At 61.4% G+C, this 22,542-nt stretch carries 24 protein-coding genes; 8 read left to right on the forward strand and 16 right to left on the reverse strand.

Going from position 1 to position 22,542, the window contains the following annotated elements; all coding sequences use genetic code 11:
• Positions 1 to 26: 26 nt before the first annotated feature.
• From ABH15_RS03500 to ABH15_RS03545, 10 genes are read right to left on the reverse strand one after another with little or no spacing between them, the layout of a single operon-like run.
• Complete coding sequence (locus ABH15_RS03500; RefSeq protein WP_128692966.1) at positions 27 to 1,145, reverse strand: endonuclease Q family protein; 1,119 nt, start codon at positions 1,143 to 1,145, stop codon at positions 27 to 29.
• Between the two features lie 42 nt (positions 1,146 to 1,187).
• Positions 1,188 to 1,934 (reverse strand): proteasome assembly chaperone family protein, encoded by a 747-nt coding sequence (locus tag ABH15_RS03505; RefSeq protein ID WP_128692967.1) that lies wholly within the window; start codon positions 1,932 to 1,934, stop codon positions 1,188 to 1,190.
• On the reverse strand, positions 1,931 to 2,083 hold the full coding sequence (locus ABH15_RS03510) for an RNA-protein complex protein Nop10 (protein WP_128692968.1): 153 nt from the start codon (positions 2,081 to 2,083) through the stop codon (positions 1,931 to 1,933). Before ABH15_RS03510 ends, ABH15_RS03505 begins: the two co-directional genes overlap by 4 nt.
• A gap of 6 nt (positions 2,084 to 2,089) precedes the next feature.
• Positions 2,090 to 2,869 carry a translation initiation factor IF-2 subunit alpha gene (locus ABH15_RS03515; RefSeq protein ID WP_128692969.1) on the reverse strand — a complete coding sequence of 260 codons (780 nt, stop codon included), beginning with the start codon at positions 2,867 to 2,869 and terminating at the stop codon, positions 2,090 to 2,092.
• Between the two features lie 8 nt (positions 2,870 to 2,877).
• Positions 2,878 to 3,066 (reverse strand): 30S ribosomal protein S27e, encoded by a 189-nt coding sequence (locus ABH15_RS03520; RefSeq protein WP_128692970.1) that lies wholly within the window; start codon positions 3,064 to 3,066, stop codon positions 2,878 to 2,880.
• A gap of 7 nt (positions 3,067 to 3,073) precedes the next feature.
• Positions 3,074 to 3,352, reverse strand: coding sequence for a 50S ribosomal protein L44e (locus tag ABH15_RS03525; RefSeq protein WP_128692971.1), 279 nt, complete (start codon positions 3,350 to 3,352; stop codon positions 3,074 to 3,076).
• 38 nt (positions 3,353 to 3,390) lie between these two features.
• Complete coding sequence (locus ABH15_RS03530) at positions 3,391 to 4,038, reverse strand: DNA replication complex GINS family protein (RefSeq protein WP_128692972.1); 648 nt, start codon at positions 4,036 to 4,038, stop codon at positions 3,391 to 3,393.
• Positions 4,028 to 5,176 (reverse strand): DNA primase small subunit domain-containing protein, encoded by a 1,149-nt coding sequence (locus ABH15_RS03535; protein WP_128692973.1) that lies wholly within the window; start codon positions 5,174 to 5,176, stop codon positions 4,028 to 4,030. Before ABH15_RS03535 ends, ABH15_RS03530 begins: the two co-directional genes overlap by 11 nt.
• Positions 5,173 to 6,753: a tRNA uridine(34) 5-carboxymethylaminomethyl modification radical SAM/GNAT enzyme Elp3 gene (locus ABH15_RS03540; RefSeq protein ID WP_128692974.1), complete on the reverse strand. Its 1,581-nt coding sequence runs from the start codon at positions 6,751 to 6,753 to the stop codon at positions 5,173 to 5,175. The genes ABH15_RS03535 and ABH15_RS03540 overlap by 4 nt, the downstream gene beginning before the upstream one ends.
• Positions 6,754 to 6,764: 11 nt before the next feature.
• Positions 6,765 to 7,028 (reverse strand): UPF0058 family protein, encoded by a 264-nt coding sequence (locus tag ABH15_RS03545; protein WP_128692975.1) that lies wholly within the window; start codon positions 7,026 to 7,028, stop codon positions 6,765 to 6,767.
• Between the two features lie 66 nt (positions 7,029 to 7,094).
• On the opposite strand from ABH15_RS03545, the gene ABH15_RS03550 reads away from it, so the two are divergent.
• On the forward strand, positions 7,095 to 7,967 hold the full coding sequence (locus tag ABH15_RS03550) for an ADP-ribosylglycohydrolase family protein (RefSeq protein ID WP_128692976.1): 873 nt from the start codon (positions 7,095 to 7,097) through the stop codon (positions 7,965 to 7,967).
• A 6-nt stretch (positions 7,968 to 7,973) separates the two neighbouring features.
• Here ABH15_RS03550 and ABH15_RS03555 read toward each other — a convergent pair whose 3' ends face one another.
• Both ABH15_RS03555 and ABH15_RS03560 read right to left on the reverse strand, forming a co-directional pair.
• Positions 7,974 to 8,423 (reverse strand): UPF0179 family protein, encoded by a 450-nt coding sequence (locus tag ABH15_RS03555; protein WP_128692977.1) that lies wholly within the window; start codon positions 8,421 to 8,423, stop codon positions 7,974 to 7,976.
• 7 nt (positions 8,424 to 8,430) lie between these two features.
• Positions 8,431 to 9,510, reverse strand: coding sequence for an NAD(P)-dependent glycerol-1-phosphate dehydrogenase (locus ABH15_RS03560; RefSeq protein ID WP_128692978.1), 1,080 nt, complete (start codon positions 9,508 to 9,510; stop codon positions 8,431 to 8,433).
• Positions 9,511 to 9,521: 11 nt separating this feature from the next.
• Here ABH15_RS03560 and ABH15_RS03565 point away from each other — a divergent pair, with 11 nt between their 5' ends.
• From ABH15_RS03565 to proS, 3 genes are read left to right on the forward strand one after another with little or no spacing between them, the layout of a single operon-like run.
• Complete coding sequence (locus ABH15_RS03565; RefSeq protein WP_128692979.1) at positions 9,522 to 10,367, forward strand: DUF63 family protein; 846 nt, start codon at positions 9,522 to 9,524, stop codon at positions 10,365 to 10,367.
• The gene (locus ABH15_RS03570) at positions 10,360 to 10,926 is read left to right on the forward strand and encodes a stage II sporulation protein M (RefSeq protein ID WP_128692980.1); all 567 of its coding nucleotides are present in this window, start codon (positions 10,360 to 10,362) and stop codon (positions 10,924 to 10,926) included. Before ABH15_RS03565 ends, ABH15_RS03570 begins: the two co-directional genes overlap by 8 nt.
• 31 nt (positions 10,927 to 10,957) lie before the next feature.
• Positions 10,958 to 12,391 carry a proline--tRNA ligase gene (gene proS, locus ABH15_RS03575; protein WP_128692981.1) on the forward strand — a complete coding sequence of 478 codons (1,434 nt, stop codon included), beginning with the start codon at positions 10,958 to 10,960 and terminating at the stop codon, positions 12,389 to 12,391.
• A gap of 3 nt (positions 12,392 to 12,394) precedes the next feature.
• On the opposite strand, the gene ABH15_RS03580 is transcribed toward proS, so the two are convergent.
• The gene (locus ABH15_RS03580) at positions 12,395 to 12,850 is read right to left on the reverse strand and encodes a hypothetical protein (RefSeq protein WP_128692982.1); all 456 of its coding nucleotides are present in this window, start codon (positions 12,848 to 12,850) and stop codon (positions 12,395 to 12,397) included.
• 337 nt (positions 12,851 to 13,187) lie between these two features.
• Here ABH15_RS03580 and ABH15_RS03585 point away from each other — a divergent pair, with 337 nt between their 5' ends.
• The gene (locus ABH15_RS03585) at positions 13,188 to 14,108 is read left to right on the forward strand and encodes a DUF362 domain-containing protein (protein WP_128692983.1); all 921 of its coding nucleotides are present in this window, start codon (positions 13,188 to 13,190) and stop codon (positions 14,106 to 14,108) included.
• On the opposite strand, the gene ABH15_RS03590 is transcribed toward ABH15_RS03585, so the two are convergent.
• Positions 14,109 to 14,672 carry a manganese efflux pump MntP gene (locus tag ABH15_RS03590; protein WP_128692984.1) on the reverse strand — a complete coding sequence of 188 codons (564 nt, stop codon included), beginning with the start codon at positions 14,670 to 14,672 and terminating at the stop codon, positions 14,109 to 14,111.
• 99 nt (positions 14,673 to 14,771) lie between these two features.
• Here ABH15_RS03590 and ABH15_RS03595 point away from each other — a divergent pair, with 99 nt between their 5' ends.
• The gene (locus ABH15_RS03595) at positions 14,772 to 16,682 is read left to right on the forward strand and encodes an agmatine deiminase family protein (protein WP_128692985.1); all 1,911 of its coding nucleotides are present in this window, start codon (positions 14,772 to 14,774) and stop codon (positions 16,680 to 16,682) included.
• Here the strand turns inward: ABH15_RS03595 and ABH15_RS03600 are convergent.
• Positions 16,667 to 17,176, reverse strand: a complete 510-nt coding sequence (locus ABH15_RS03600; RefSeq protein ID WP_128692986.1) for a nitroreductase family protein — start codon at positions 17,174 to 17,176, stop codon at positions 16,667 to 16,669. The two genes, ABH15_RS03595 and ABH15_RS03600, sit on opposite strands and share 16 nt — an antisense overlap.
• Positions 17,177 to 17,240: 64 nt before the next feature.
• The gene (locus ABH15_RS03605; RefSeq protein WP_206633412.1) at positions 17,241 to 18,584 is read right to left on the reverse strand and encodes a PAS domain-containing protein; all 1,344 of its coding nucleotides are present in this window, start codon (positions 18,582 to 18,584) and stop codon (positions 17,241 to 17,243) included.
• 240 nt (positions 18,585 to 18,824) lie between these two features.
• Between ABH15_RS03605 and ABH15_RS03610 the strand changes: the two genes are divergently transcribed.
• Together ABH15_RS03610 and ABH15_RS03615 are read left to right on the forward strand one after the other, a co-directional pair.
• Positions 18,825 to 20,180, forward strand: a complete 1,356-nt coding sequence (locus tag ABH15_RS03610; RefSeq protein WP_241647991.1) for a COG1361 S-layer family protein — start codon at positions 18,825 to 18,827, stop codon at positions 20,178 to 20,180.
• Positions 20,181 to 20,262: 82 nt separating this feature from the next.
• A complete protein-coding gene (locus ABH15_RS03615; RefSeq protein ID WP_128692988.1) occupies positions 20,263 to 22,515 on the forward strand; it encodes an efflux RND transporter permease subunit in 2,253 nt (750 codons plus the stop codon).
• The last annotated feature ends 27 nt before the right edge of the window (positions 22,516 to 22,542 follow it).

Here is a 22,542-nt window from a genome sequence, read left to right on the forward strand (position 1 = left end):
GGACAAAAAAGAGTTCCGGAGGTAAGTTAAAGAAACGAAAAGCTGCCGTAACGCCCTCCGCCTCCGGGGTGCAGGGTTACCCGCCCGTTCCGGAGTGCATCGACGGCGTCTCCGACGGCAGGGTGAACCTCCCGGATCTCCCCGGCCGATGCTGCTGCAAGGACGGTGATCTCGCTCCCAAAGACTGCCAGAAAGTCGTCGTAGAGAGAACTGCACCGCTTTGTAAGGGGTGACGCGACCCCGAGTACCTGCATGATAATCTCAGTGAGGGGGATGGTGTGCAGGTACGGCGGCCGCTCCCCCGGGACGCCGCCCCCAAGCTCGGCAGCCCGATCGGCGACACCCTTCTTGATCCGTCTGCCGTCCTCCGGACACCGCCACCCGAGCATTCCGGCCTCTTCCCGGGTGTACTGGCGATAACACACACTGCAGGCGGTGCGGTTGTACTTCCCCTCCTCCGGGAAGAAACCGGCGTTCATCGTGATACGCCCTTCTCCGACGGCACCGAGTACCTCCCGGGCCGTCGGTGCCCGAAGATCGAGACCGGTAAACTCCCTGCCGAGCCGGTGGGGTGCCGGGCTGTGGGCGTCGGAGTTTGAGATGAAGGGAACCGCGGCGAGTTCGGCGATACCGCTGCCGTACGATGTGTCGGCGGAGAGGCCGAGTTCGAGGAAGTCTATCGATTCCGCCCCGTAACAGTCGTGGACGCTCCCGGCATGGCCATATATCCCTGTCCACGGCGTGAATGCATGCGCAGGGCCGATCATGCCCCCGAGGTCATGCACCCGCTCTGCTATCGCGCCGCCCGTGAGCGCGACATGCGGCCGTCCTGCCGTGTCGATGTTTCTGCTATGATCGGAGAGTGCCAGAGCAAGATCTGCACACCGGTCGAGATCCTCCATCAGGATCAGGTGATGAATGCGGTGGCAGTCCTCGACTTCGGCGGTGGGCACGACGACGATCCCTTCGTCGTTCTCAAGAAACGTTGTCCAGGCTCGCCGCCACCCCGGGTGGAGTGCATCCCCGGTTCCAAGAGCTCCGAGCCCTTTTCGCCCCGCTGCACGAAGGAGCGCCTCCGGTGTCATCGACGGCGACGTCGCCATGGCGTAGGGCGAATGGATATGGAGATCGGCGTAGAGGTGCATTTGTGCTGCTGGAAAAAAGAGCGAAGAGGTGGCGTGGCCGGTTCAGCCGATATAGGTCAGCTCTTCTGCCGCTTTGCTCTCTTCGGCTTCCCTGATCTTGGCGATGATCTGCTCCATATCCTCTGCACGCTGCCGCAGAAGGGCCGGATCGATCTCGATCCCGAGCAGGCGGGTAAGGACGGCAAGGAGGCTCTCGGCACTCCTCGGGTCGACGATATAGCCGGAGGTCTCTCCCATCAGGCAGATCCCCTCGATATTCCGCTCTGCACCGAGGCCGAGGAGGAGGCCGGAGGCACCGACGATCATGCCGCCCATCTCGGCGGTCTGGAACGACCCGCCGGCTTCCTCGACTTCGGGTCGGAGGTGCTCCATATTCACGGCTGCGAAGATCCGGTTCTCGTCGACGAGGTGACCGACCCCGTAGCCGCCGAGGGTGTAGATCCGCTCGACGCCGAGCTCTTCGGCGATATCGAGGTACGCCTCGGTCAGGACGTAGTGCCCTGCAGGAGAGGTGCTCTGGAAATCGCCTACGAGGAAGAGGAGCGTCGTATCGCCGTTTTCGTAACGGTAGATCTCGTTGTTGACGAGGTGGGTGACACCGTTTTCGTCGACGATGACCTGCGGCGGGAAATGGAGCGAGTGGATCTCGGCGATCTTCTCCGCCCCGAGCTTCTCCATAATATATTCCGCCGTGAGCTTCCCTACCTGTCCGACTCCCGGGAGCCCTTCGATGAGGATGGGCGCCTTGATATTGTCATCCCGCAAAAAATGTATGGTTACTTCGTTCATTCCCGTACCATCCTTCTATATCGTCCGTACCTGTCCTGTGGCGAAAAACGTGCAGGATGAGCGACCCGTGTCCGGCACCCGCAGGCCGGACAGGTCTCTCTCAGCGTATAGGTACGGTCGTATGCGCAGCGTCGTATGCGGCCACTCATAACGCCTTAACCGGACTTCTGTTTTCGAACGAACTTTCCGGTGCCTTCAGCCCGCTCCATAACACCGACTGCAGCGGCTGCGGCCTTCTCGATCGCCTTCTCAGCCGTCTTGTAGTCCGGTGCGGTCACTTTGATCCGATATTTGGGAGCACCTACGTAGTTTAAGTCGATCTCGACGTCGTCGACCTTCGGCTGCGCACTTCGAAGAGCTCTTCGGATCACATTGACCCCGTCGGGCTTTGCCGACGTGAGAATCAGGTGCCCGGTGATCGTCACCTTCGAGACCTTGACGTTCTCGTGGGCGATGGTGTTGAGCGACTCTTTGACCTTCGGGTCGAAGGTAAACTTCTCCAGCGACTCTCCGCCGGTGGCGACGATCTCCTCGAAACCCGGATATAGCAGGCCGTATTCGCGGTAAAACGCTTCTTCGATGGTTTTCCGCTCGACCCCCGTCGCCTCGGTCACGAATCCGACCCACTTTCCGGCCTTCTGCTCGCTCTTCCACTCGTGGATCTTCTCACGCCGCTGGTGTTCGTTGACGTCTTTGAGAGAAAGGTCGATATGACCGCGTCCGGCGTCGACGTTCAGCACCTTGCAGACGACTTTCTGCCCTTCACGCACAAAGTCCCGTATATACTTGATCCAGCCTCTCGCTATCTCGGATATGGGGATGAGGCCCTGCCGACCGTCGTACTCGTCGAGGGTCACGAATGCCGCGAAATCCCTGACGTTCTGCACCGTGCAGACGACGAGTTCGCCGTCCTCGGGCCATTCTCTCTCACGCATGTAACTACTCACTCAAGTGCTGCCAGTATTTCAGCTTTTATGTTTGCCTTGCCGCCGGTGGGCTCTGCAAGGATATGTCCGCAGACTGCACAGTCTACAACGGTGCTTGCCTTCTCAAAGACGATCTGTTCGTTCTCGCAGTCGGGGCATTTGACCCGGTAGAACTTGCTCCGGTTCTCTCTGTTTAACTGTACCATGTATTGCTCACTCCGTCAGCTCGAATTTGCTAATTCTGAACCCTGCTCTCAGGTGCGCCTTGCCGCAGACCGCACACCGGTACCGGACGTTGACCTTCTTGGTCGGCTTGTCGCCACCGGGCACCTTGGAGAACTTACCCATGTTACCGACGGTGCCTCTGCGTGCCTTCTGGCGGTCGATCCAGTTGAAGTGGCGGGTCTTGCCCTTCTTCACCCTCTCGATCTCGTGGATCTCATGTTTCCTGCAGAACGGACAGTATGTTTTAAATTTGACTGGCATCTTCATGGAAATATCCTCGATGAAATTGATACAAAGTACCAATATTACTTGTTAAGTCTAATATTTAAGGCTATGTTGCGCTCACAGAGCACATCTGCATTCCGCTCCGGGATCGTTATGATGTCTCCCTGCCGGAGGTGATAAACCCTGCCGTCCACACCCATGAACGAGTCCATATCCTGCGTGATATGCACGAGGGCGTACTCGGCGGCCACGCCTCCTGCCGAAGCGGCTCGCTTTCTCTTCTCCTTCGGTGCGGCCGGCATGGAGCCTGCTACGGGTTCGTCTCCTGCGGCCTCCCCGAGACCCTGCGCCTCGTCGCCGAAGATGAGCGTGCGCCTGCACTCCTCGATGGCGCCGACGATCTGCCGGAACATCACCCGTTCGGCCGGGAGCATCTTCCTCGACTCGTCCCGGTCGGTGTACTGGCCTTCGAACTGCTGAAATGCGAGGTCAAGGATCTGGCGCGTCCTGATCGAGAATATCTCCTGGGTGGTATCCCGGATGCTGCCTATCTCCTCGATGATAAGGCTTCCTGCCCTCGTCTCGAGTGGGTTTGCGAGAGCGTAGTAGTCGTTCTTCAGTTTCTCGAGGTACTCTCTGGTCTCGTCGTAGAGGTGGGGCGAAATATCGGCGAGTCTCCCGGAGTGGTGCATATCGAGCAGGAGCTGGCGGAGTTTCTCAAGATCCATCGCTTCCCTCCCCGGCGACCTCGGCCATCCCACGGCAGCAGACGAAGACTGCAAGCGCTTCGGGGATGGTCGTGATGCCTTTCTGCAGCGTATAGGTGTTTCCGAGCAGCGACGTGGCGATGGCGGTCTTCATCTCGACCTTTACGTCCCGCTCGCCGAAGACGACCGCGTCCACAAGAGGGTCGAACCCGGCGAGTTCGTTGGCGCCGAGCGGCACGACCCGCATGCCGCTCCCGCCGTGGAGCGACCCCGGCATCCGGATCAGCCGCTTGATATCGGTCGTCACCGGCTCGTCCGCGTGCGCGCCCTTCGCCCGGACACGCTGCTCGAACGCCGACCCCTCTCCCGAGATGAGCGCCCGTATCGTGCGGCTTGCAAGCAGGCTCTCCGTCCGGCGCTCCCGCAGGTCGCCTACGAGATCATCGATCTCCGTGAGAAATTCGGCCGCCTGTTTCTGTTTGATTCCCTTGATATCGGAAAGGATGCCGATAGCTTCGTCTTCGGGGAGACCTTTGAGCCAGAGGAGGTGCTCGCCGAGGGCGTCGAGATAGCGCCTCTTCCATCCGCCGGGGGGCGTGCGGACGGGTGCGAGCATCACGCCCGGATCGAGTCCGGTGCCGCAGACGTAATCGATGAGTTCCCGGCGCTCCTGGCTGCCCCACTCACGGATGGCGATATCTTTGACGTGAATGTGGTATCCGCGGCCGCCGGAGAAGACCACGGAGATCTCCCTGGCGGAGAATCCGAGCTCGCCGGTCAGCATCGCGATCAGCTTCTCGGTCTCCTCCTTGACCCGTGCAAGCATCTCCGCGTAGGGTCCGCGCATGATATGGTCGGCATCGAGGTCGAAGATCAGGTCTGCGCCGGTCCAGACTTTGTCGTTCATCGTCGGCGCACCCGGCATGCCGTAGTACGCGGTAGAGTAGTACGCGTGGGCGGGAATCATGCTCCGCAGGTAATCGGCGAGTTCCCGCTGGTCGGTAAAGGCCATGTGGCGGCGCATTCTGACGTCGGAAGATGTATCGAAGAAGATAAAACCCCACTCCCGCTGCTCGAGGGACGACGGAGCGGGGAGATGGCCGTTCCGGTAATATTCGGTGAACCTCTGTTTGAGAAATTCGAGCGTGGCGGGTTTCATGCTAGCGTCTTGATCATATATGGGCCCCTTCGTTGATATCCCTGTTTCCCGTAGTACGGGCGGACCCCGATCCCGCTCATCACGGCGAGGTGATCGTAGCCGTGATTTTTGGCGCTCTCTTCGGCGGCCGCAAGCAGCCTGTTGCCGAAACTCCGGTGCTGCCACTCGTCGTCCGATGCGCTGGTGGCGAGCGGTACGATGCTGCCGTAGACGTGCAGCTCCCGGAGCAGCGCCGCACCCGCAAGCTCGGGCCGCAGCGCCCTGCCCGGGAACCGCAGGCGTGCAAAGCCGATGAGGGCATCCCCGGAGCTCGCCTGGATGAACTCCTCCTCGCCGCCGCAACTCCGGTAGGGTAGGGTCGAGACTGCCGCCTCTCCGACCCTGGGGGAACGGCCGATCTCCCGGCACCGGATGCACCGGCAGCGGAGCCCCTGTTCGCTGAGCCGCGCCTGTACGAGCTGGCGGAAGTTGCTGTGCCTGGAACCGGCGACGATCAGTTTTGCGGGAATATCCCGCTGAATACGCTGGAGACGGACGTACTCCGGAAAGAGTGACTTCCCGTAGGCGATGAGATCGATCAGTTCATCCTCGGTGTACGGGTGGTACTCGCCACGTTCCCAGAGGCTCTCGATCTCCGAGCCCGGGGTGACGAGGGTCGGGTAGATCTTCAGAAAGTCCGGCCGGAACCGCTCGTCTCTGAAGAGATCTTCAAACATCCGCCGGTCTTCCTCGATCGAGCTCCCCGGAAGATTCGGCATGATGTGGAACCCTACCTTGATCCCGGCGTCGCGGAGCATGCAGTTCGCCTCCGCGCTCTCCCGGACGGTATGGCCGCGCCGGTTGTACTCGAGGATGGCGTCTTTGAGATGCTGGACGCCGAGCTCGACCTTTGTCACGCCCATCTCGAGCATCCGGTTGATCTCCTCTTCCCGGCACCAGTCCGGCCGGGTCTCGAAGGTGGTGGCGACGCATCGTACCCGTGCCTGCTCGTTCGCGGTGAAGATCGCCTCGAGGTCGACCGCTCCCTCTACGGGCGGCGTGCCGGCGTCCGGGTAGTCGTTCATCGCCTGGACGGCCGACCCGACGAACCACTGCTGGTAATCAAGCGGGCGGGCGGTCATCGTCCCGCCCATCACGATCAGCTCCACCTTATCGATGTGGTGGCCGAGCATCTGGAACTGCGCAAGGCGTGCCTGTACCTGGTTATATGGGTCGTATGCGTGTTCCCGTGCCCGGAGTGCCGCCGGCTCCTCGCCGGTATAACTCTGGGGCGACTTGAACGGGTGCTCCGGCCCCCCGGGACAGGGGAGGCATATGCCGTGGGGGCAGGGGTGAGGCGAGGTCATCACCGCGACCGGCGCTACGCCCGAGATCGTCCGTGTCGGTTTTACGAGCAGGATCTTCCGCAGCCGTTCCCGCTCCTCCGGCCGTGCGGCGGCGAGGATTGCGGAGTTCTTCGGCATGCTGACGCTGTACTGCCGGCAGATCTCGAGTTTGATCTTCTGGATATCGACAGTCTCCCATCCTGCAGAATAGATGCGGGAGATGATCTCCCGGTAAATCTCGTCTTCGTTCATTGCGTGTGCAACTACTCGGTGGCGACGCGCTCGGACGGCATCTCCAGACGATATTCGACAAATGGGTTGTGGTTTGTCCGGATATGGTGCACGATCTCGTCGCCGAGTGCGAGGATAGCTTTTTTGTGTGAAACTTTGTTTTTATGGATGTGGACGGGGGAGATATGCAGGGAGTTGTATCGTTCGGTCTGGATCTCCTCGCTGGTGATGTTCTCGTAGTATTTCCTGACATGCACTAGAAGCATGTGTAAATGGAGTAGCTCTTCCTTCTGCACACTATCACCTTTTCCTCGAAAATTACTACAGTATTTGGGTAAATATAGTTTATTGGTGATCTTTATATGCGATTTGAGCGCGCAGCCGGCGCGCTGCTTGGACTGGCTTTTGGGGACGCATTGGGTGCGCCCCTCGAAGGGGCTCGCCCGCCGCTCCGAAAGGTAACGGAGATGCAGGGAGGCGGAATTCACCATGTCCGCCCGGGGCAGTACACCGACGATACACTGCAGGCGTGCGCACTTGCGCAGTCGCTCATCCATGGCCGGGGGTTCGCACCTGCTGATTTTGTTTCGAGGCTTATCCGCGGGTATCACGCCCATCCGGAGTTTTACGGGCCGACCTCGCGCCGCGTTCTCGACCTGATCGAAACGGGGGTCGAGCCGGAGGCCGCCGCCCGTGCGGTGCACGAAGCGGTCGGGGGGAGCAGAAGCAACGGGAGTGTCATGCGTGGCGTTTCCATCGGGATATTCTACCGTCCGGCTCTTGTCCGGGATGTCAGCATGGCATGCTCGCGGCTGACTCACTACGACCCGGTGGCGGGTGAATCCTCGGCGTTCATCAACCGGATGGTCTCCGAACTCTCCCGCGGCGCGTCCCGGGGTGCGGCCTACGAACGGGCGCTCGCGGCATGCCGGAGCGACGAGGTCGCCGCTCTGCTCGGAGCCTACGGTCGTCATCCCCTCGTTCCCTCGCTCGACGCCGTCCTCTGCACGCACTGTGCCGTCGCCGTCTTCATGAGGGCCCGGAATGCGGCTGAAGCGGTAATCACGGCGGTCAACCTCGGCGGCGACGCCGATACGGTCGGGGCGGTTACGGGAGCTCTTGCCGGAGCCGCGTGGGGCTCTGGTGCCTTTCCTCTCTCGTGGCACCGCCGGGTCGAGAACCGGGAGCAACTGATCGGCGTTGCCCGGGCACTCTCGGCGGTGAGCATGCCCTGATGCCGGTCAGGCGGGGCGGAGCTCGACCCGTTTGAGTGTTTTTCCCCGCTCACAGATCTCGGGGGCGCTCCCCAGCACCTCGCCGACGATATACTTCTCTCCCTCGATGATCCCGTCCGGGTGGCAGAGCAGAAAGTTCCTGCACCCGGTTCTGGTGCAGGGGAACTCGTACTGCACCTTCGAGTTGACGATCGCCATATCGGCTCCGATCAGTGCGATTATCGGCGACTCGATGACCTCGACAGCGTTGACCGAATCGAGATGAACCGGACAGTCGTGCTTTGTGGTCGGGCGTACCTCGACGATCCGGTACTTCTTTCCCGGCTGCAGGTTGTGGCAGACCTTCCGCATCTTACAGCCTTCGCACTCCTCCGCCGGTCCCTCGTAGACGAATTCAAGACCAGGCTTTGCCAGCACCGACCCGATCAGTGTTACTTTCGCTTTCTTGAGCAGCATCTTCCCCTCACTCCCGGTACAGCATTTTGATGAGATCCCGTGCAGACTCGGGCGTCAGTCCCATGTCAAGGATTGTAAAGCGCTCCGGGCGGATAGTCTTTGCCGCCAGAAGCGCCTCAACCGCCGTCTCATCGTCGACGCCGATCTCCGCCGGGGTCGTGGGAGCCCCGATCTTTCGAAGCGACTGCCGGATCCCCCGCCAGTCGCCGCCGTGCAGGTACATGGTGATGATTGCACCGATGCCGCACTTCTCGCCGTGAAGCCCCTTGCCCGGTGCCAGGCGGTCGAGAGCGTGGGAAAACTTGTGTTCCCCGCCGCTGCCCGGCCGCGACGAGCCGGCGATGCTCATGGCAACCCCTGACGAAACGAGCGCTTTGGTGACGATCCAGGCCCCCTCCTCGCTCTGCGGCCTGATCAGGTCGGCGTCTTTAACGAGGATCTCAGCCGTCATACGGGAGAGCGTCAGGGCATACTCGGAGAGCGGCTCTCCCCGGAGCCGGTGGGAGAGCTCCCAGTCCAGAATCGCGGTATAGTTCGAGATGACGTCGGCGCATCCCGCTGCAAGCAGCCGGTGCGGTGCCCGGGCGATGATCCCGGTGTCGGCGACAACGGCGATCGGCGGGTGAGCGGTCATCGAGGTGTTGCCCTCCACGGTCGGAACCGATGCCCGTGACGAGGCGATCCCGTCGTGGGAGGCTGCCGTCGGAACACTGATGAACTGGCGGTCGAGGTTGAACGAGGCGATCTTCGCGGTATCGATCACCCGTCCGCCGCCGACACCGACGAAGAAGTCCGCCTCGCCTCCTATCTCCTCGATCTTCCGGATGGTTTCAAGTGAGATCTCCTCGGTGGCGACGGTAGTGACGGCATAGTCTTCGGCAAGGAGTGCCCGGACACGGTCGCCGGCGACGTCGCGCGTCCGCGTCCCGGTGATGACGAGCGCAGTTCGTCCGAGGGCCAGGTCCTCGCAGACGGCAGGAAGGTGCTCGATAACGTCGTGGCCGATAACGACGTCACGAGGCAGCTGCATCCATTTTGACTTATCAAAAGCCTTGCTCTTGAGTAAATTTATACCGTCTGCGCTCATTTTAATCAGTAATGATTAGTGAGTTCATATACAAATATTACATCGATCCCATAAGGTACGGGGGAGCCTATACCATTGTCGATACACTCACTTATGCCTTTATCCTCGTCGTTTCCGTATATCTCGTCTACCGGTGGCTGAAACGCTCCGGCATCGCCATCGATACCGAGCTCGTCCTCGCCACCCTCCCGTTCGTCGTGCTCGGCGGACTGCTCCGGGTCGTGCAGGATACCGGGATGATCACCTCCGACCTGCAGTACCTGCTGATAACGCCGCTCATCTTCTTTACCCTCTTCTTCTACGCGATCCCGCTCCTCTACGCCGGGAAAGCACTCGAAAAGCGTGGCATGATCTCCCGGTACAGCCGGTTTTACGGTGGTGCCGGCATCGTCTCGTGCATCGTCGCGGCGGCGGCCCTCACCGTCTTCGGTCTCACCGAGACACGGATAGCGCTCGACGTGCTCGTGATCATCCTCACCATGGCCTCGATCACCTCGCTCGCGCTCTGGGCGCTGCTCCGGTACGCCTTCGGGTGGACGTACGTCTCTGATATCCTCTACAAGCTCCTGATCTTCGGGCACCTCCTCGATGCCAGTGCGACGAGCTACGGCATCGACCTCCATCCCGTCCGTTACGTCGAGCAGCACGTCGTCGGTTCGACCCTGATCGAGCTCACCGGGACTGCGTTCTCGATGTTCCTCTTAAAACTCGTGGTCATCGTCCCTGCAATTTATATCCTCGAACTGTACAGAAAGGAAGGAAATCCCGATCTCTGGCACCTGATCGTGCTTGCGATGATCGTCGTCGGCATGGCGCCCGGGATCCGGGATATGGTGCGGATGATACTCTATGTTTGAGCAGTCGTTTCAGAGGGCAATCATCATCTCGTCCCTGGTCTTCGCCATATCGCTCGGTCTTGGTATCCTTGCGGTATCCGCGGAGCCCGCTATCGGCGAGGAGATGCTGGCACTCTTCCAGGAGCAGGTTGCAGGGCATCTCCTGAGCGATGCGCCGGTTGTGCTCTTCCTCAAGATCTTTCTGAATAATCTCGGAGCGTGCACGCTTCTCTTCCTCGGCGGTGCGTCGCTCGGAACCGTAACGCTGCTGATACTCGGGCTTAACGGGCTTTTAATCGGTGCTATCATGGAGATTGTGCGCCAGCAGCAGGGTATTCTCTTCATCGCTGCTGCGCTCATTCCGCATGGAATCTTCGAGATTCCCTCGTTTCTCGTGGCGGGAGCCCTCGGGCTGTTACTCGGCCAGGCACTGGCCTCCGAGTGGCAGGGAGAGGGAGATGCGGCGAAGACTGCGGCCTATCTTGGAAAATACTTTTTAAAAATCGTTGTTCCCCTCCTCGCGATTGCCGCGATTATAGAGGCATTTATTACGCCCGCTGTCCTAAGTGTGATCGCGTAAGGCAGAACCGCCTTCATGGGGAACGAGACTGATGGAAGCAGAAACAGGGGCACTCCCGACAAAAGACGACTTCAGCGGCTGGTATAACGAAATCCTATGGCGAGCGGAGATCATGGACGTCCGCTACCCGGTCAAGGGGTTGTACGTCTGGTTCCCGCACGGATTCGCTATCCGGAAACGTGCGTATCAGATCCTCCGGGATCTGATGGATCGCGATCATCAGGAGACGATGTTCCCGCTCCTCGTGCCCGAGAACGAGTTCATGAAAGAGGCAGCCCACATCAAGGGGTTCGAGAACGAGGTATACTGGGTCACACACGGGGGCAAGAACGAGCTCGACGTGCCGCTTGCTCTCCGGCCGACGAGCGAAACCGCCATCTACCCGATGTATGCGCTCTGGATCCGGTCGCACGCCGATCTTCCGCTGAAGCTCTACCAGATCGTCAATACGTTCCGGTACGAGACGAAGCACACCCGGCCGCTTATCCGGCTCCGCGAGATCACCTCGTTTAAGGAGGCGCATACCGTCCACGTTACGTGGGACGAGGCCGAGCGGCAGGTGGAGGAAGCGATCGAACTCTACCGGACATTCTACCGGCGGCTCTGCGTCCCGGTGATCGTCTCCCGCAGGCCCGAGTGGGATAAGTTCCCCGGTGCCGATTACACCATCGCGGTCGATACGATCATGCCCGACGGCAAGACGCTGCAGATCGGAACTGTCCACCTGCTCGGCGACCACTTCTCGAAGACCTACAATATCACCTTCGAGGGCGCGGACGGCGAGCAGCACTATGCCTACCAGACCTGCTACGGTATCTCCGAGCGCTCGATCGCCGCGCTTATCAGCGTTCACGGCGACGACAAAGGCCTTGTTCTGCCGCCCGACGTCGCTCCGGTAGAAGTCGTCATCGTCCCGATCATCGTCGGGAAACGGCGGGACGAGGTGCTCTCCGCTGCGGCCGCACTCGAGGACGACCTGCGGGCGGCCGGGTTTGCCGTGAAGATGGATGCGCGGGATCTGCGCCCCGGTGCGAAGTACTACTACTGGGAGATGCGGGGTGCCGTGCTCCGGGTCGAGATCGGCCCGCGGGACATCGACGCCAATACCGTCGTCATCGTCACCCGCAGCGGTGAAAAACATACGATAGACCGCCGCGGTGTCGTTGAAGGGATCGGCAGTATCCTCGCCCAGTTCCGGGAGGAGATCTACGGGCGGGCGGAGCGGTCGATGGCGGATCAGATCCGGATCGTCGGAACCGTCGCCGATGCGGCCGAGGCGGTGAAGACGGGCGTCGCGGTCGTTCACTGGTGCGGCTCAAAGGAATGTGCGGATGCGGTAGAAGAGGCCGTGGATGCAAGCATCCTCGGTTCCGATATCAGGTCGGAGCACATACCCGATTCGACCGGTCCGTGTATCGTCTGCGGCGGCAGCGGAAAATCGGCGATGGTTGCCAGAACCTACTGAAATTTAGCAGTTCCGGCAGATATACGTCGTCGGGAAGACGGGCTCGGAGAGATCCCCGGCGATTACTTTTTTCCCGCCCATAACGAAAAGTCGCCCGCACCGGGAGCACTTCTTCGGCCTGAGCCGGTCAAAGAGGTTCATCGGAACCTCGAGCTCGAACTGGAGCCGTCCCATGGCGGCGGGGTTGCAGTTGCAGACGTCCTCGTAGCGGGAGAGGAGCTGCATGATCTGGAGTGGATTGACGCCGAGGCTGTCAAAGCGCCGAAAGAGGAAGTAGTTGAAGATCATCCACCCGAGGTCGGCCCGCTCGAGGGTTTCGTCAAACTCCCCGCACACTCCTTCGTCTTCGTCGAGTGAGTATCCGCAGAGCGGACAGCGCCCGCCCACCAGCTCGTCGAGGAAGACCTCTTCGTGACAGCTTGGGCAGGTTGTGTGAGGTGTGTGCATTCTGGATGACATGGTATTAAAGGCCCCCTTAGTGGTTGCTGCATACAAGTAGCCGCGAATCGGGGTTGGGTTCGCCCCTGATATCGTCCCGGTGGGCGGCTGTCCCGATAGCAGTTTTAGTAGGTATTGTGCTGATGATACTCATATACATGTCGTACTGGTCCCTGCCGCTTCAGTGGGGCATGTCGTCGTTTTGCCGTCCGATCGCCATAATTCGTGGTATTCTCCGGTATTATCCGGCTGGTCGGATGCAATGCCCGGGCGATGCGGATAGAACGGTGCCTTCCCCGGTACGGCATGGGCTCTGATCCGGGAAATTCTTTAATAGGTTGCAGGGTCAGTTCCGCGCATGGCGTCGCCTGCCGCAGCTGAAGTATACCTGGTACGTGCAGCGGACAGGGCTGCCGGCATCGGGGCAGTCTTTGAGGAGGCCGGCATAGGTCCGCTCACGGGGAAGCGTGTCGCACTGAAGGCAAACTACAACAGCGACGATCCCTTCCCCGCCTCGACGCATCCCGATGCCCTCGAGGCTCTGGTGCGCCGTCTCAACGATGTGGGAGCGCGGGAGATCGTTCTTGCGGAGCGGAGCGGGATGGGGGATACCCGGACGGTGCTCCAAAACCGTGGCGTCTTCGACTCCGCGGAGGCGCTCGGGTTCGACGTGGTCGTTCTCGACGATCTGCCCGCCGACGGATGGGAAGCGATCGCCGATCCGGATCTCTCCTGGAAGCGGGGATTTCTGATCGCGAAGATCTTCCGGGACGCCGATCTGGTGGTGCAGACCTGCTGCTTAAAGACACACCGGTTCGGCGGCCACTTCACGCTTTCATTGAAGAACTCCGTCGGCCTTGTCGCCAGGCACGACCCCTCGGGGGAGTACAACTACATGGCCGAACTTCACGCATCGCCCGACCAGCGTCGGATGATCGCCGAGATCAACCGGTATTACAGAACCGATCTCGTGGTGATGGACGCTACGGCGGGGTTCGCGACGGGAGGCCCGGAGGCCGGCAGCCTCATCGAGCCCGGCCTTCTTCTCGCAAGCAGCGACCGCGTGGCTCTGGATGCCGTCGGAATAGCACTCCTCCGCTCCTACGGCTCGACACCGCAGGTTATGAAGGGGCGGATATTCGACCTCGAGCAGATCGCCCGGGCGGCAGAACTCGGTGTCGGTGTCCGGTCGGCGGAGGAACTCCGTCTGGTTCCGCTCGACCCGGCGGCCAAATCGGCGGCTACGGAGATCCGCCGGATCCTCGACGAGACGGGATGATCAACCGAGCCCCTCGATGAGGATCCGAAGGCCAATGCCGATCAGGATCACGCCTCCGGCGATCTCGATCTTCCGCTCGAAGATGTGGCCGAAGGTGCTTCCGATAACGACGCCGACGCCGGAAATTACGGCCGTGACGAGGGCGATGACGAGTACCGGGATGAGAATCGGGGTCTCGAGGACGGCAAAGGTGACCCCGACGGCCAGTGCATCGATGCTGGTCGCGACGGAGAGCAGAAGCAGGGTTCCGAGGGAGAGGGCGGCAAGCTCGGGCTCTTCTTTCTCATCGCTCTCGCTGATAGCCTCGTAGATCATCTTCCCTCCTATCAGCGCAAGAAGGAGGAAGGCTATCCAGGAACCGTATCCCGCGATGACGCCCGCAAGGGTCACGCCGGCGAGCCAGCCCAGGATTGGCATCATCCCCTGGAAAAATCCGAAGAATGCTCCGATGATGAGGGCGTGGCGGAGTATCCCTTGCCTGATCACCGTCCCGCCGCTCACGGCGACGGCGAATGCATCCATTGCAAGGCTGACGGCAAGGAGTATGAGGGTTATCGGCTCCATCTGTATCGTACAAAGGCGACCCGGCGGGGCATAAGCCTATATGCCGGGGTCTCCGATCCGATCGGATTAATCCGTCTCTCCGTCAAACGAAGAAGGTAGATGACAGAGAGCAGTACGGTGACGATCGGGCTTGTCCAGTCCTCCGTCTCCCTTGACCGGGATCGAAACCTTGCACGGACGCTCGAGATGGTGCGCACCGCCGTCCGCCGGGGTGCCCGGATCGTCTGCCTGCAGGAACTCTTCCGGACAACCTACTTCCCACAGGCGGAGGATGCCGACCCTGGCCGGTATGCCGAGACGATTCCCGGCGCGACGACGGATGCCTTATCCGCCCTTGCCCGCGAGCTCGGCGTGGTCATCATCGTCCCGCTCTACGAACGGACGGGCGAAGGGGAGTACTATAACGCCGCCGTGGTGATCGACGCGGACGGGAGTCTCCTCCCTGCGTACCGGAAGGTGCATATCCCCTACGATCCGCTCTTTTACGAGAAGACCTACTTCCGCCCGGGGGACGGGTACCGGGTATATGAGACCCGCTATGCCCGTATCGCCGTTCTCATCTGCTACGACCAGTGGTTCCCCGAGGCGGCACGAACGGTCGCCCTGCAGGGGGCGGATATCATCTTTTACCCGACGGCGATCGGGTGGATCGCCGGTGAAGAAGACCCTGCCGAAGGAGACTGGCACGATGCCTGGGAGACGATCCAGCGGAGCCACGCGATCGCAAACAGCGTCCACGTCGCTGCGGTAAACCGGGTCGGCATCGAAGGGGCTCTCCGTTTCTGGGGGAGTTCTTTTGTCTGCGACTCGTTCGGCACGGTCATTGCCAGAGCAGGCAATGCCGACGAGGAGGTGCTCGTCGCGACGGTCGATCTTGCGCAGAACGCGGCCGTACGGGAGGGGTGGGGATTCTTCCGGAACCGGCGGCCGGATACCTACGGGTCGCTTGTCCGGGAGACGCCGGCCACTCTCGGCTATGCGATGCCCGCTGAGTGGGAGCGGCACGATGCGATCTGGCTCTCCTGGCCGCACGATACCGAGAGCTTCCCGGACCTCGCCGCGGTCGAGGCGTCGTACGTCTCCCTGATCGCCGCGATACACCGTGACGAGGCCGTGAACCTTCTTGTAACGGGCGCGGAGATGAAAGGCAGGGTTGCCGCTCTCCTGCAGGCGGCGGGGGTTGCCGGAGACCGGATCTCTTTTTACGCCACGCCGTACGCGGACGTCTGGTTCCGGGACTACGGGCCGACGTTCGTCGTGAACCGGGAGGAGCGCCGGATTGCCCTCGTTAACTGGACATTCAATGCCTGGGGCGGGAAGTACGACGAGCTGCTGCGGGACGACGGTATCCCGCTCGTCATCAATCGGGAACTGAATCTTCCCGTCTTCACCCCCGGCATCGTCATGGAGGGCGGTTCTATCGAGGTGAACGGGAAAGGCACGGTGCTCACCACGCAGCAGTGCCTGCTGAACCGGAACCGGAATCCGCACCTCTCCCGGACGGAACTCGAGGGGTATCTCCGGGACTACCTCGGTATCCGTCACGTCATCTGGCTCAAAGACGGTATCGCGGGTGACGATACCGACGGGCATATCGATGATATCGCACGGTTCGTGAATCCGACCACTGTCCTCTGCGCCCTTGAGGACGACGAGACCGACGAAAATTATGCTCTCCTCCGGGAGAACTACGAGATCCTGAAAGCTTCGACCGACCAGGACGGCAATCCCCTGACTGTCGTGCCGCTCCCGATGCCCGGTCGTGTCGGCGGCGAACGGCGTCTCCCGGCGAGCTATACGAACTTCTACATCGGCAACAACACGGTGCTCGTCCCGGTCTTCGGACACCGGAACGACGAGCGGGCGCTCGCCGTCATCCGGGGGGTCTTTCCGGACAGGGAGGTTGTCGGGATAGACTGCACTGCGATGGTGCACGGCCTCGGGACGCTCCACTGCATCAGTCAGCAGCAGCCGTCGCTTACCGCCCGGCCACCCTACCAGCCGTTGTAGTGGATGCGGTCGTCCCGAAACCGATCTTCGGCGGGCGGCGTCTCCGCCGGATAGCCTATCGGCACCAGGGCAAACGGAATGACGGTATCGGGCAGGGAGAAGAGGTTTCTAAAGCCGAGCATCCGATCTTCTATCGGGTAGACGGCCGTCCAGACCGCACCGAGCCCTCTTTCGTGGGCGGCGACGAGGAGGTTTTCGGTGGCGGCCGAACAGTCCTGCACCCAGAAACCGGGCATCCGAAGCATCGAGAGATCGCCGCAGACGAGAACCGCGACCGGTGCATCGGCGCCCTCCCGGATAAAGGGGCCGACGGTGGGGATATTCGCGAGGACTCCCGGGTCGTCGATGACGATGAACTGCCATGGCTGCTCGTTCGCGGTGGATGGTGCGCTCATCGCGGCGGCAAGGAGTTCCCTGACCGTCTCGCGGGAGACGGGCTCGTCTGTGTATTTCCGGATGCTTCGCCGTCTCCGGATCGTATCGGGTGTGCTCATCGCAGCTCCCGGGTGGGGTCGCACGGGCTGATATCTCTTCCTGCAGATCCGGATGATGGGGAGATCAGGCCTCTTCATTCTCCTGCATCAGCCGTACCTTTTCCCGGCACTCCTGCAGTTCTTCCGCGGCTCTTTCCTGTTCCGTGATGTCGAGCCCGGTACCGATAACGTACTCGGCATTCCCGTCTCTGTCCCGGAGCACCGCATTCGACCAGTCTATCAGCCGTTTTGCACCGTCTTTGGTGATCCAGTGGTTCCGGGCATGCCGCGATCCGTTGTCGGCGAGCAGATCTGCGAACGCCGACTGTACCGATGCGGCCTCTTCCCCGGGGAGGATGGTCTCCCATACGGTTCTCCCGAGCACCTCCGCCGATGCATATCCCGTCGCCTTCTCGCAGGCGGTGTTGAACCGCACGATGCGCCCCCGGGTGTCCATGACGAGCACCAGGGCATCGACGGTATCGAGAATCGCGGTGGAAAAATCCCGTTCCCGGCGGAGCGCCTCTTCCGCTTCGCCCCTCGCCGTCAGTTGCTCATCGATAGTCCGGCGTTCGGTGATGTCGTTCCCGATGGAGAGGATGCCCGTCGGGGTTCCGTCGTCGCCGATGATCGCCCTGTTCGACCAGCGCACCCAGACCCGGCGCCCGTCACGGGTGATATTCTCGTTCTCGTTCAGTCTGAACCGGTCCGATCCCGAGCAGATCTCCTGCATAAGCGCCGTCAGATCCCGTCCTGACGCCTCGGTCGGAGAGACTATCGTGCCGATGACGTTCCGCCCGAGGATCTCCTCCTCCCGGTAGCCGAAGTACTCCTGCGCATACTCGTTGAAGAACGTGATATTCCCTTTCCTGTCCATCTTGAGGATGATGGAGCCTGCGTTCTCCACGAGCTCCCGGTACTTCTTCTCGCTCTCCTGCAGTGCACGCTCGGCACGTTTGCACTCCGTCAGGTCGATGAGGATGACGATGAACCCCTGGTTTCCGTCTTCAAAGACGGTCGGGGCGTACTTCACCTTGAAGAACCGATCGTCGTCGAGTTCGATCTCGAAGTCGCCCTCGGTCTTCTCCCCCGGCAGCCGGGCGAGTTCTTCGAGCAGCTCCTGGATGTCGAGCGCGGCGATTGGGAGATGGTGGATGTTCTTCCCCGTCACCTCGTCCCGATCCTTCCCGAGGATCTTCAGGAAGTAATCGTTGACCATGACGGCCCGGAGATCGGCGTCGAGCACCATCACGCCTTCGCCGGCGAAGTTGATCATCGCCGCAAGGGGCAGGCGCTGTGAGGGGGAGAAGACTTTCGCCATACCGTACTGGCGCATTTCTACCTGCCCCGTCGCCTGCAGGATATCGAGATACCTCCCGACCGAGTGCATATTTTTGCCGAGCTCGCGGGCTATCTCGGTGATGCTCATGCCCTGGGAATTCCTTTTCAAGAGTTCTTTGATCTGCTGCAATTCTTCCCGGTACCGTACCATCGGTATAACTGGTGTTTATTCTCATATTTATATCCGGGGGATATTGGTGACAGACATCTGCTACTGTTGTGTGCAACGGTTGTTTGTTACAAATGGTGCGAGGTTTTTTATAGTAGTGTCTCATCACCTATTGGGCAAGACGCCCCACTGCCTGAGCGTCAGATACGAGGAACCCATATGCATAGTTCGAGTACCAAGAAGCCGGGAGAGAGTTCCTCTCTCCGGATGATGACCCGGGGTCTCACGCTGGCCCTGATCCTGCTCCTGCTTGCAGGAATGACTGCTCCGGCTCTGGCCGCCGATAAATACCTCTACGGAAGCCCGACCCTCTCGGCCTCGATCGCCGGCACCAACGAGTTTTCACCCGGGCAGGAGATCGCGCTTGCGGTCGCCCTGAAGAACAGCGGGCTGAACACCTTCAAGTTCGTCGACCCGACCGCGGTCGCCCGCGACGACCTGCCGAACACGGCAAAACTCGTCACCGCCGCGCTCGGCGCCGACGCCGCCCCGGTCACCGTCAAGACCGACCCGCAGTTCCTCGGCGACATCGCCGGCGGCAAGAGCGCCACCGCCACCTTCACCGTCAAAGTCGCCGAAGGCGCCGCTCCCGGCACCTACAGCCTCCCGCTCACCGTGACCTACACCTACCTCCGCTCCGCCGAGCAGTACGGCAGCGACAGCATCCAGTACTTCTACGAGGAGAAGACCGAGGTGCTCCCGCTCGCGGTCACGATCACCCCCGACCTCCGGGTTGAAGTGCTCGCGGTCACGACCGACGACCTCAACGTCGGCACCGAAGGCTACGTCCACCTGACCCTGAAGAACGCCGGCTACGAGACCGCACAGGGTGCCGTCGCCCGGATCGCCCGGAGCGGCACGAGCCCGGTCGTCCCGACCGACGCCGCCGCCTACCTCGGCGACTTCGCCCCCGGCGAGACCGTCGACGTGACCTTTAAGGCCGCCGTCACCACCGACGCCGAGGCGCAGACCTACCCGCTCGACGCCCTCGTCACCTACACCGACTCGGACGGCGACGCCGCGACCTCAAAGACCGTCACCCTCGGCATCCCGGTCGGCGGCAAGACCGACTTTGCGGTCGTCTCCTCGGGCGCCGTCCTCTACCCCGGCGAGAAGAGCGTTCTTGAAGTCGTCTACAAAAACACCGGCGCCGCCACCGTCTACAACGCACAGGCGCGGATCAGCGCCATCGACCCCTTCACCAGCAACGACGACACCGCCTACCTCGGCGACCTCGCACCCGGCGCGGAAGGAACCGCACGGTTCGAGATGAACGTCGACGCCGACGCCACCCTTAAGGCCTACGGCCTCGACTCCGAGATCCGCTACCGTGACGCCCTCGGCAGCAGCCGGATCTCCGATACCATGAAGGTGCAGGTCGACCTCGCCCAGAAGACCGGCTCACTCGTCACGAACCCCGTCGTTCTCGCCGCAATCGCCGCAATTATCCTCGGCGCGGGCTACTACGTCTTTGTCATGCGCAGAAAGGCCGACGGTCAGAAAGGGGTAATGTGAGGATCCTGCGGCGATCCGTCCGCTCTCCTCACCCTTTTCTCCCTCATGCCGCGAATGCATGGATAATCTACGAGGTGGTGTGATGCAGTCCCCTTTTGAACTTGCTGCCGGAGCCATATCCCGGCGACCCGCACTGGTCGCCGGAATGGTTGCCTGTCTTCTTCTGCTTGCCTTCTACGGCATGACGATGACGAGCATGCAGACCGGCTACGAGACCTACGTCGATCTTGATACCGAGCGGGGCATCCTGCTCGAGAAGTATACCGGAACATTCCAGTCCGACAGCCTCATGGTGCTCGTCGAGGGCGACGACGTCCTCGATCCCGCGGTGCTCGCCTACCTCGACGACCTCGGTGCCGAGATCCGCACCGAGCAGTATGTCCGGAGTGTCAGCAGTATCGCCGACCTCGCCCGTGAGGCGAACGGGGGCGTTCTCCCCACGTCGTACGCCGATGTCGGGCTCGTGAAAGAGCGGATACCGGCAGAGGTACTCTCCCGCTACGTCCCCTCCAATATGATGACCATTGCGGTGGTCACCCTTGATCCGGGACTCGCCGAGGCCTCCCAGAACCAGGTCGTCAGTGCGTTAAATACCCGGGTCGCCCTCTCCGACGTGCCGCCGGGCGTACACGTGGTCGTCACCGGCAACGCTGCGTTCAACCAGCAGATGAGCCAGGAGATGGGAACCAGCATGGGCACCCTCATCGGTGCGGCCATGCTCCTGATGGTGCTGGCCGTCGGGGTTCTCTTCGGACACGTCCGCTACCGCTTCCTCCCGGTTGCGATCGTCGCCGCCGGCCTGATCGCCACTTTCGGGTTCATCGGTCTTACCGGGATGAAGATCAACATGGTCACGATCGCCGCCTTCCCGGTGCTCATCGGGATCGGTATCGACTATGCGATCCAGTTTCACTCCCGGTTCGACGAAGAGGCGCGGAAGGGGTCGCTCTCCGATGCTGTCCGAAACACCATCACGAAAGCCGGGCCTGCCGTCCTGTACGCGATGCTCGCAACCTCGATGGGCTTTATCGCCATGTGGATCTCGCCGCTTCCGATGATCCGGAGTTTCGGGGAGGTCTGCGTGATCGGGGTGGTCGCCTGTTACTTTGCCGCTATTGTCATCGTCCCCACAGTCGGCCTGCTGCTCAAGTACCAACCGAAACCCAGGTCGGAGTCCTCTTCCCTCCCGGCGCGGCGATCCGCCGTCGAGCGGTACGACGAGGGGGTCGGCTCCGTCGTTGAGATGGTTGCGAAGCGTTCCATTCCGGTTCTCCTCATCTGCGGTCTCGTCGCACTCGGCGGGTGGTACGTCGACGGCGAGATCGCGGTCAATACCAATGAAGATACCTTCGTGCCGCCCGATATGCCAGCCCTGATCGACCTGAACAAAGTCTCGCGGACGATGGGCCCGACCTCGGGCATGCCCGTTTATATCAGGGGGACGGACGTCGTCGATCTTGATACCGTCAGGTGGATGCAGGAGTTCCAGGAGTACGAGGCGACGCACAACAGCCAGATAACCGGCTCGCGGAGCATCGCCGACGTCGTCCTCCGGTATAACGGCGGGGAGATGCCGTCGTCCGACGCCGAACTTGCGGCAGTCCTCGACCGGATCCCGGAAGCGGAGAAGAAATCGTACGTGAACGGCAGATCCGAGGCGATCATTGAGATCTTCACTGTGGAGATGGAGAACGACGTCGGGATGTCCTTCGTTAAGCAGATGCAGAAAGAACTCGCCTGGCTCCCGCCGCCGCCGGGTGTGACCGCGACGATCACCGGGACGGGCGAGATGTTTACGAACCTCATCACCGAGATCCGGGAAGGCAAACTCGAGATGACTCTGCTCGGCTTTTCGATGATCTTCGGGCTCCTCTTCCTGATCTTCAGGCGGGTCGGGCGTGCCGGGACGCCTCTCGTACCGATCGTCCTGATCGTCGGCTGGAACGGACTGATCATGTACGTGCTCGGGATCGACTATACGCCGATGACCGCCACGCTCGGGTCGATGACGATCGGCGTGGCGTCGGAGTATACCATCCTGATCATGGAGCGGTACTACGAGGAATGCGAAAACGGCCTCTCCGGGCTCGACGCCATCCGCCAGAGCGTCCAGAAGATCGGGACGGCGATCACGGTCTCGGGGCTGACGACGATCCTCGGGTTCTCGGCGCTGATGCTCTCCACCTTCGGCATCATCAGCAACTTCGGGATCCTGACGGTCATCTCGGTGGGTTTCGCTCTGATCGGGGCGATCATCATCATGCCGGCGATCCTGACGGTCGTCGGGTCGCTGGAGCACCGGTGGGGGAGATCGAAGGCGGAGGCTACCACCTGAGCGGTATCCGCCCCATCCCTTTTTAAG

Source organism: Methanoculleus taiwanensis (genome assembly GCF_004102725.1).
Lineage (GTDB): Archaea > Halobacteriota > Methanomicrobia > Methanomicrobiales > Methanoculleaceae > Methanoculleus_A > Methanoculleus_A taiwanensis.

Excerpts from the sequence above, each read along its gene's own strand:
- ABH15_RS03500 (WP_128692966.1), bottom strand. The coding sequence starts at position 1,145 with ATGCACCTCTACGCCGATCTCCATATCCATTCGCCCTACGCCATGGCG.
- ABH15_RS03505 (WP_128692967.1), bottom strand. The coding sequence starts at position 1,934 with ATGAACGAAGTAACCATACATTTTTTGCGGGATGACAATATCAAGGCG.
- ABH15_RS03510 (WP_128692968.1), bottom strand. The coding sequence starts at position 2,083 with ATGAGTGGCCGCATACGACGCTGCGCATACGACCGTACCTATACGCTG.
- ABH15_RS03515 (WP_128692969.1), bottom strand. The coding sequence starts at position 2,869 with ATGCGTGAGAGAGAATGGCCCGAGGACGGCGAACTCGTCGTCTGCACG.
- ABH15_RS03520 (WP_128692970.1), bottom strand. The coding sequence starts at position 3,066 with ATGGTACAGTTAAACAGAGAGAACCGGAGCAAGTTCTACCGGGTCAAA.
- ABH15_RS03525 (WP_128692971.1), bottom strand. The coding sequence starts at position 3,352 with ATGAAGATGCCAGTCAAATTTAAAACATACTGTCCGTTCTGCAGGAAA.
- ABH15_RS03530 (WP_128692972.1), bottom strand. The coding sequence starts at position 4,038 with ATGGATCTTGAGAAACTCCGCCAGCTCCTGCTCGATATGCACCACTCC.
- ABH15_RS03535 (WP_128692973.1), bottom strand. The coding sequence starts at position 5,176 with ATGAAACCCGCCACGCTCGAATTTCTCAAACAGAGGTTCACCGAATAT.
- ABH15_RS03540 (WP_128692974.1), bottom strand. The coding sequence starts at position 6,753 with ATGAACGAAGACGAGATTTACCGGGAGATCATCTCCCGCATCTATTCT.
- ABH15_RS03550 (WP_128692976.1), top strand. The coding sequence starts at position 7,095 with ATGCGATTTGAGCGCGCAGCCGGCGCGCTGCTTGGACTGGCTTTTGGG.
- ABH15_RS03555 (WP_128692977.1), bottom strand. The coding sequence starts at position 8,423 with ATGCTGCTCAAGAAAGCGAAAGTAACACTGATCGGGTCGGTGCTGGCA.
- ABH15_RS03560 (WP_128692978.1), bottom strand. The coding sequence starts at position 9,510 with ATGAGCGCAGACGGTATAAATTTACTCAAGAGCAAGGCTTTTGATAAG.
- ABH15_RS03565 (WP_128692979.1), top strand. The coding sequence starts at position 9,522 with ATGATTAGTGAGTTCATATACAAATATTACATCGATCCCATAAGGTAC.
- ABH15_RS03570 (WP_128692980.1), top strand. The coding sequence starts at position 10,360 with ATGTTTGAGCAGTCGTTTCAGAGGGCAATCATCATCTCGTCCCTGGTC.
- proS (WP_128692981.1), top strand. The coding sequence starts at position 10,958 with ATGGAAGCAGAAACAGGGGCACTCCCGACAAAAGACGACTTCAGCGGC.
- ABH15_RS03580 (WP_128692982.1), bottom strand. The coding sequence starts at position 12,850 with ATGTCATCCAGAATGCACACACCTCACACAACCTGCCCAAGCTGTCAC.
- ABH15_RS03585 (WP_128692983.1), top strand. The coding sequence starts at position 13,188 with ATGGCGTCGCCTGCCGCAGCTGAAGTATACCTGGTACGTGCAGCGGAC.
- ABH15_RS03590 (WP_128692984.1), bottom strand. The coding sequence starts at position 14,672 with ATGGAGCCGATAACCCTCATACTCCTTGCCGTCAGCCTTGCAATGGAT.
- ABH15_RS03595 (WP_128692985.1), top strand. The coding sequence starts at position 14,772 with ATGACAGAGAGCAGTACGGTGACGATCGGGCTTGTCCAGTCCTCCGTC.
- ABH15_RS03600 (WP_128692986.1), bottom strand. The coding sequence starts at position 17,176 with ATGAGCACACCCGATACGATCCGGAGACGGCGAAGCATCCGGAAATAC.
- ABH15_RS03605 (WP_206633412.1), bottom strand. The coding sequence starts at position 18,584 with ATGAGCATCACCGAGATAGCCCGCGAGCTCGGCAAAAATATGCACTCG.
- ABH15_RS03610 (WP_241647991.1), top strand. The coding sequence starts at position 18,825 with ATGCATAGTTCGAGTACCAAGAAGCCGGGAGAGAGTTCCTCTCTCCGG.
- ABH15_RS03615 (WP_128692988.1), top strand. The coding sequence starts at position 20,263 with ATGCAGTCCCCTTTTGAACTTGCTGCCGGAGCCATATCCCGGCGACCC.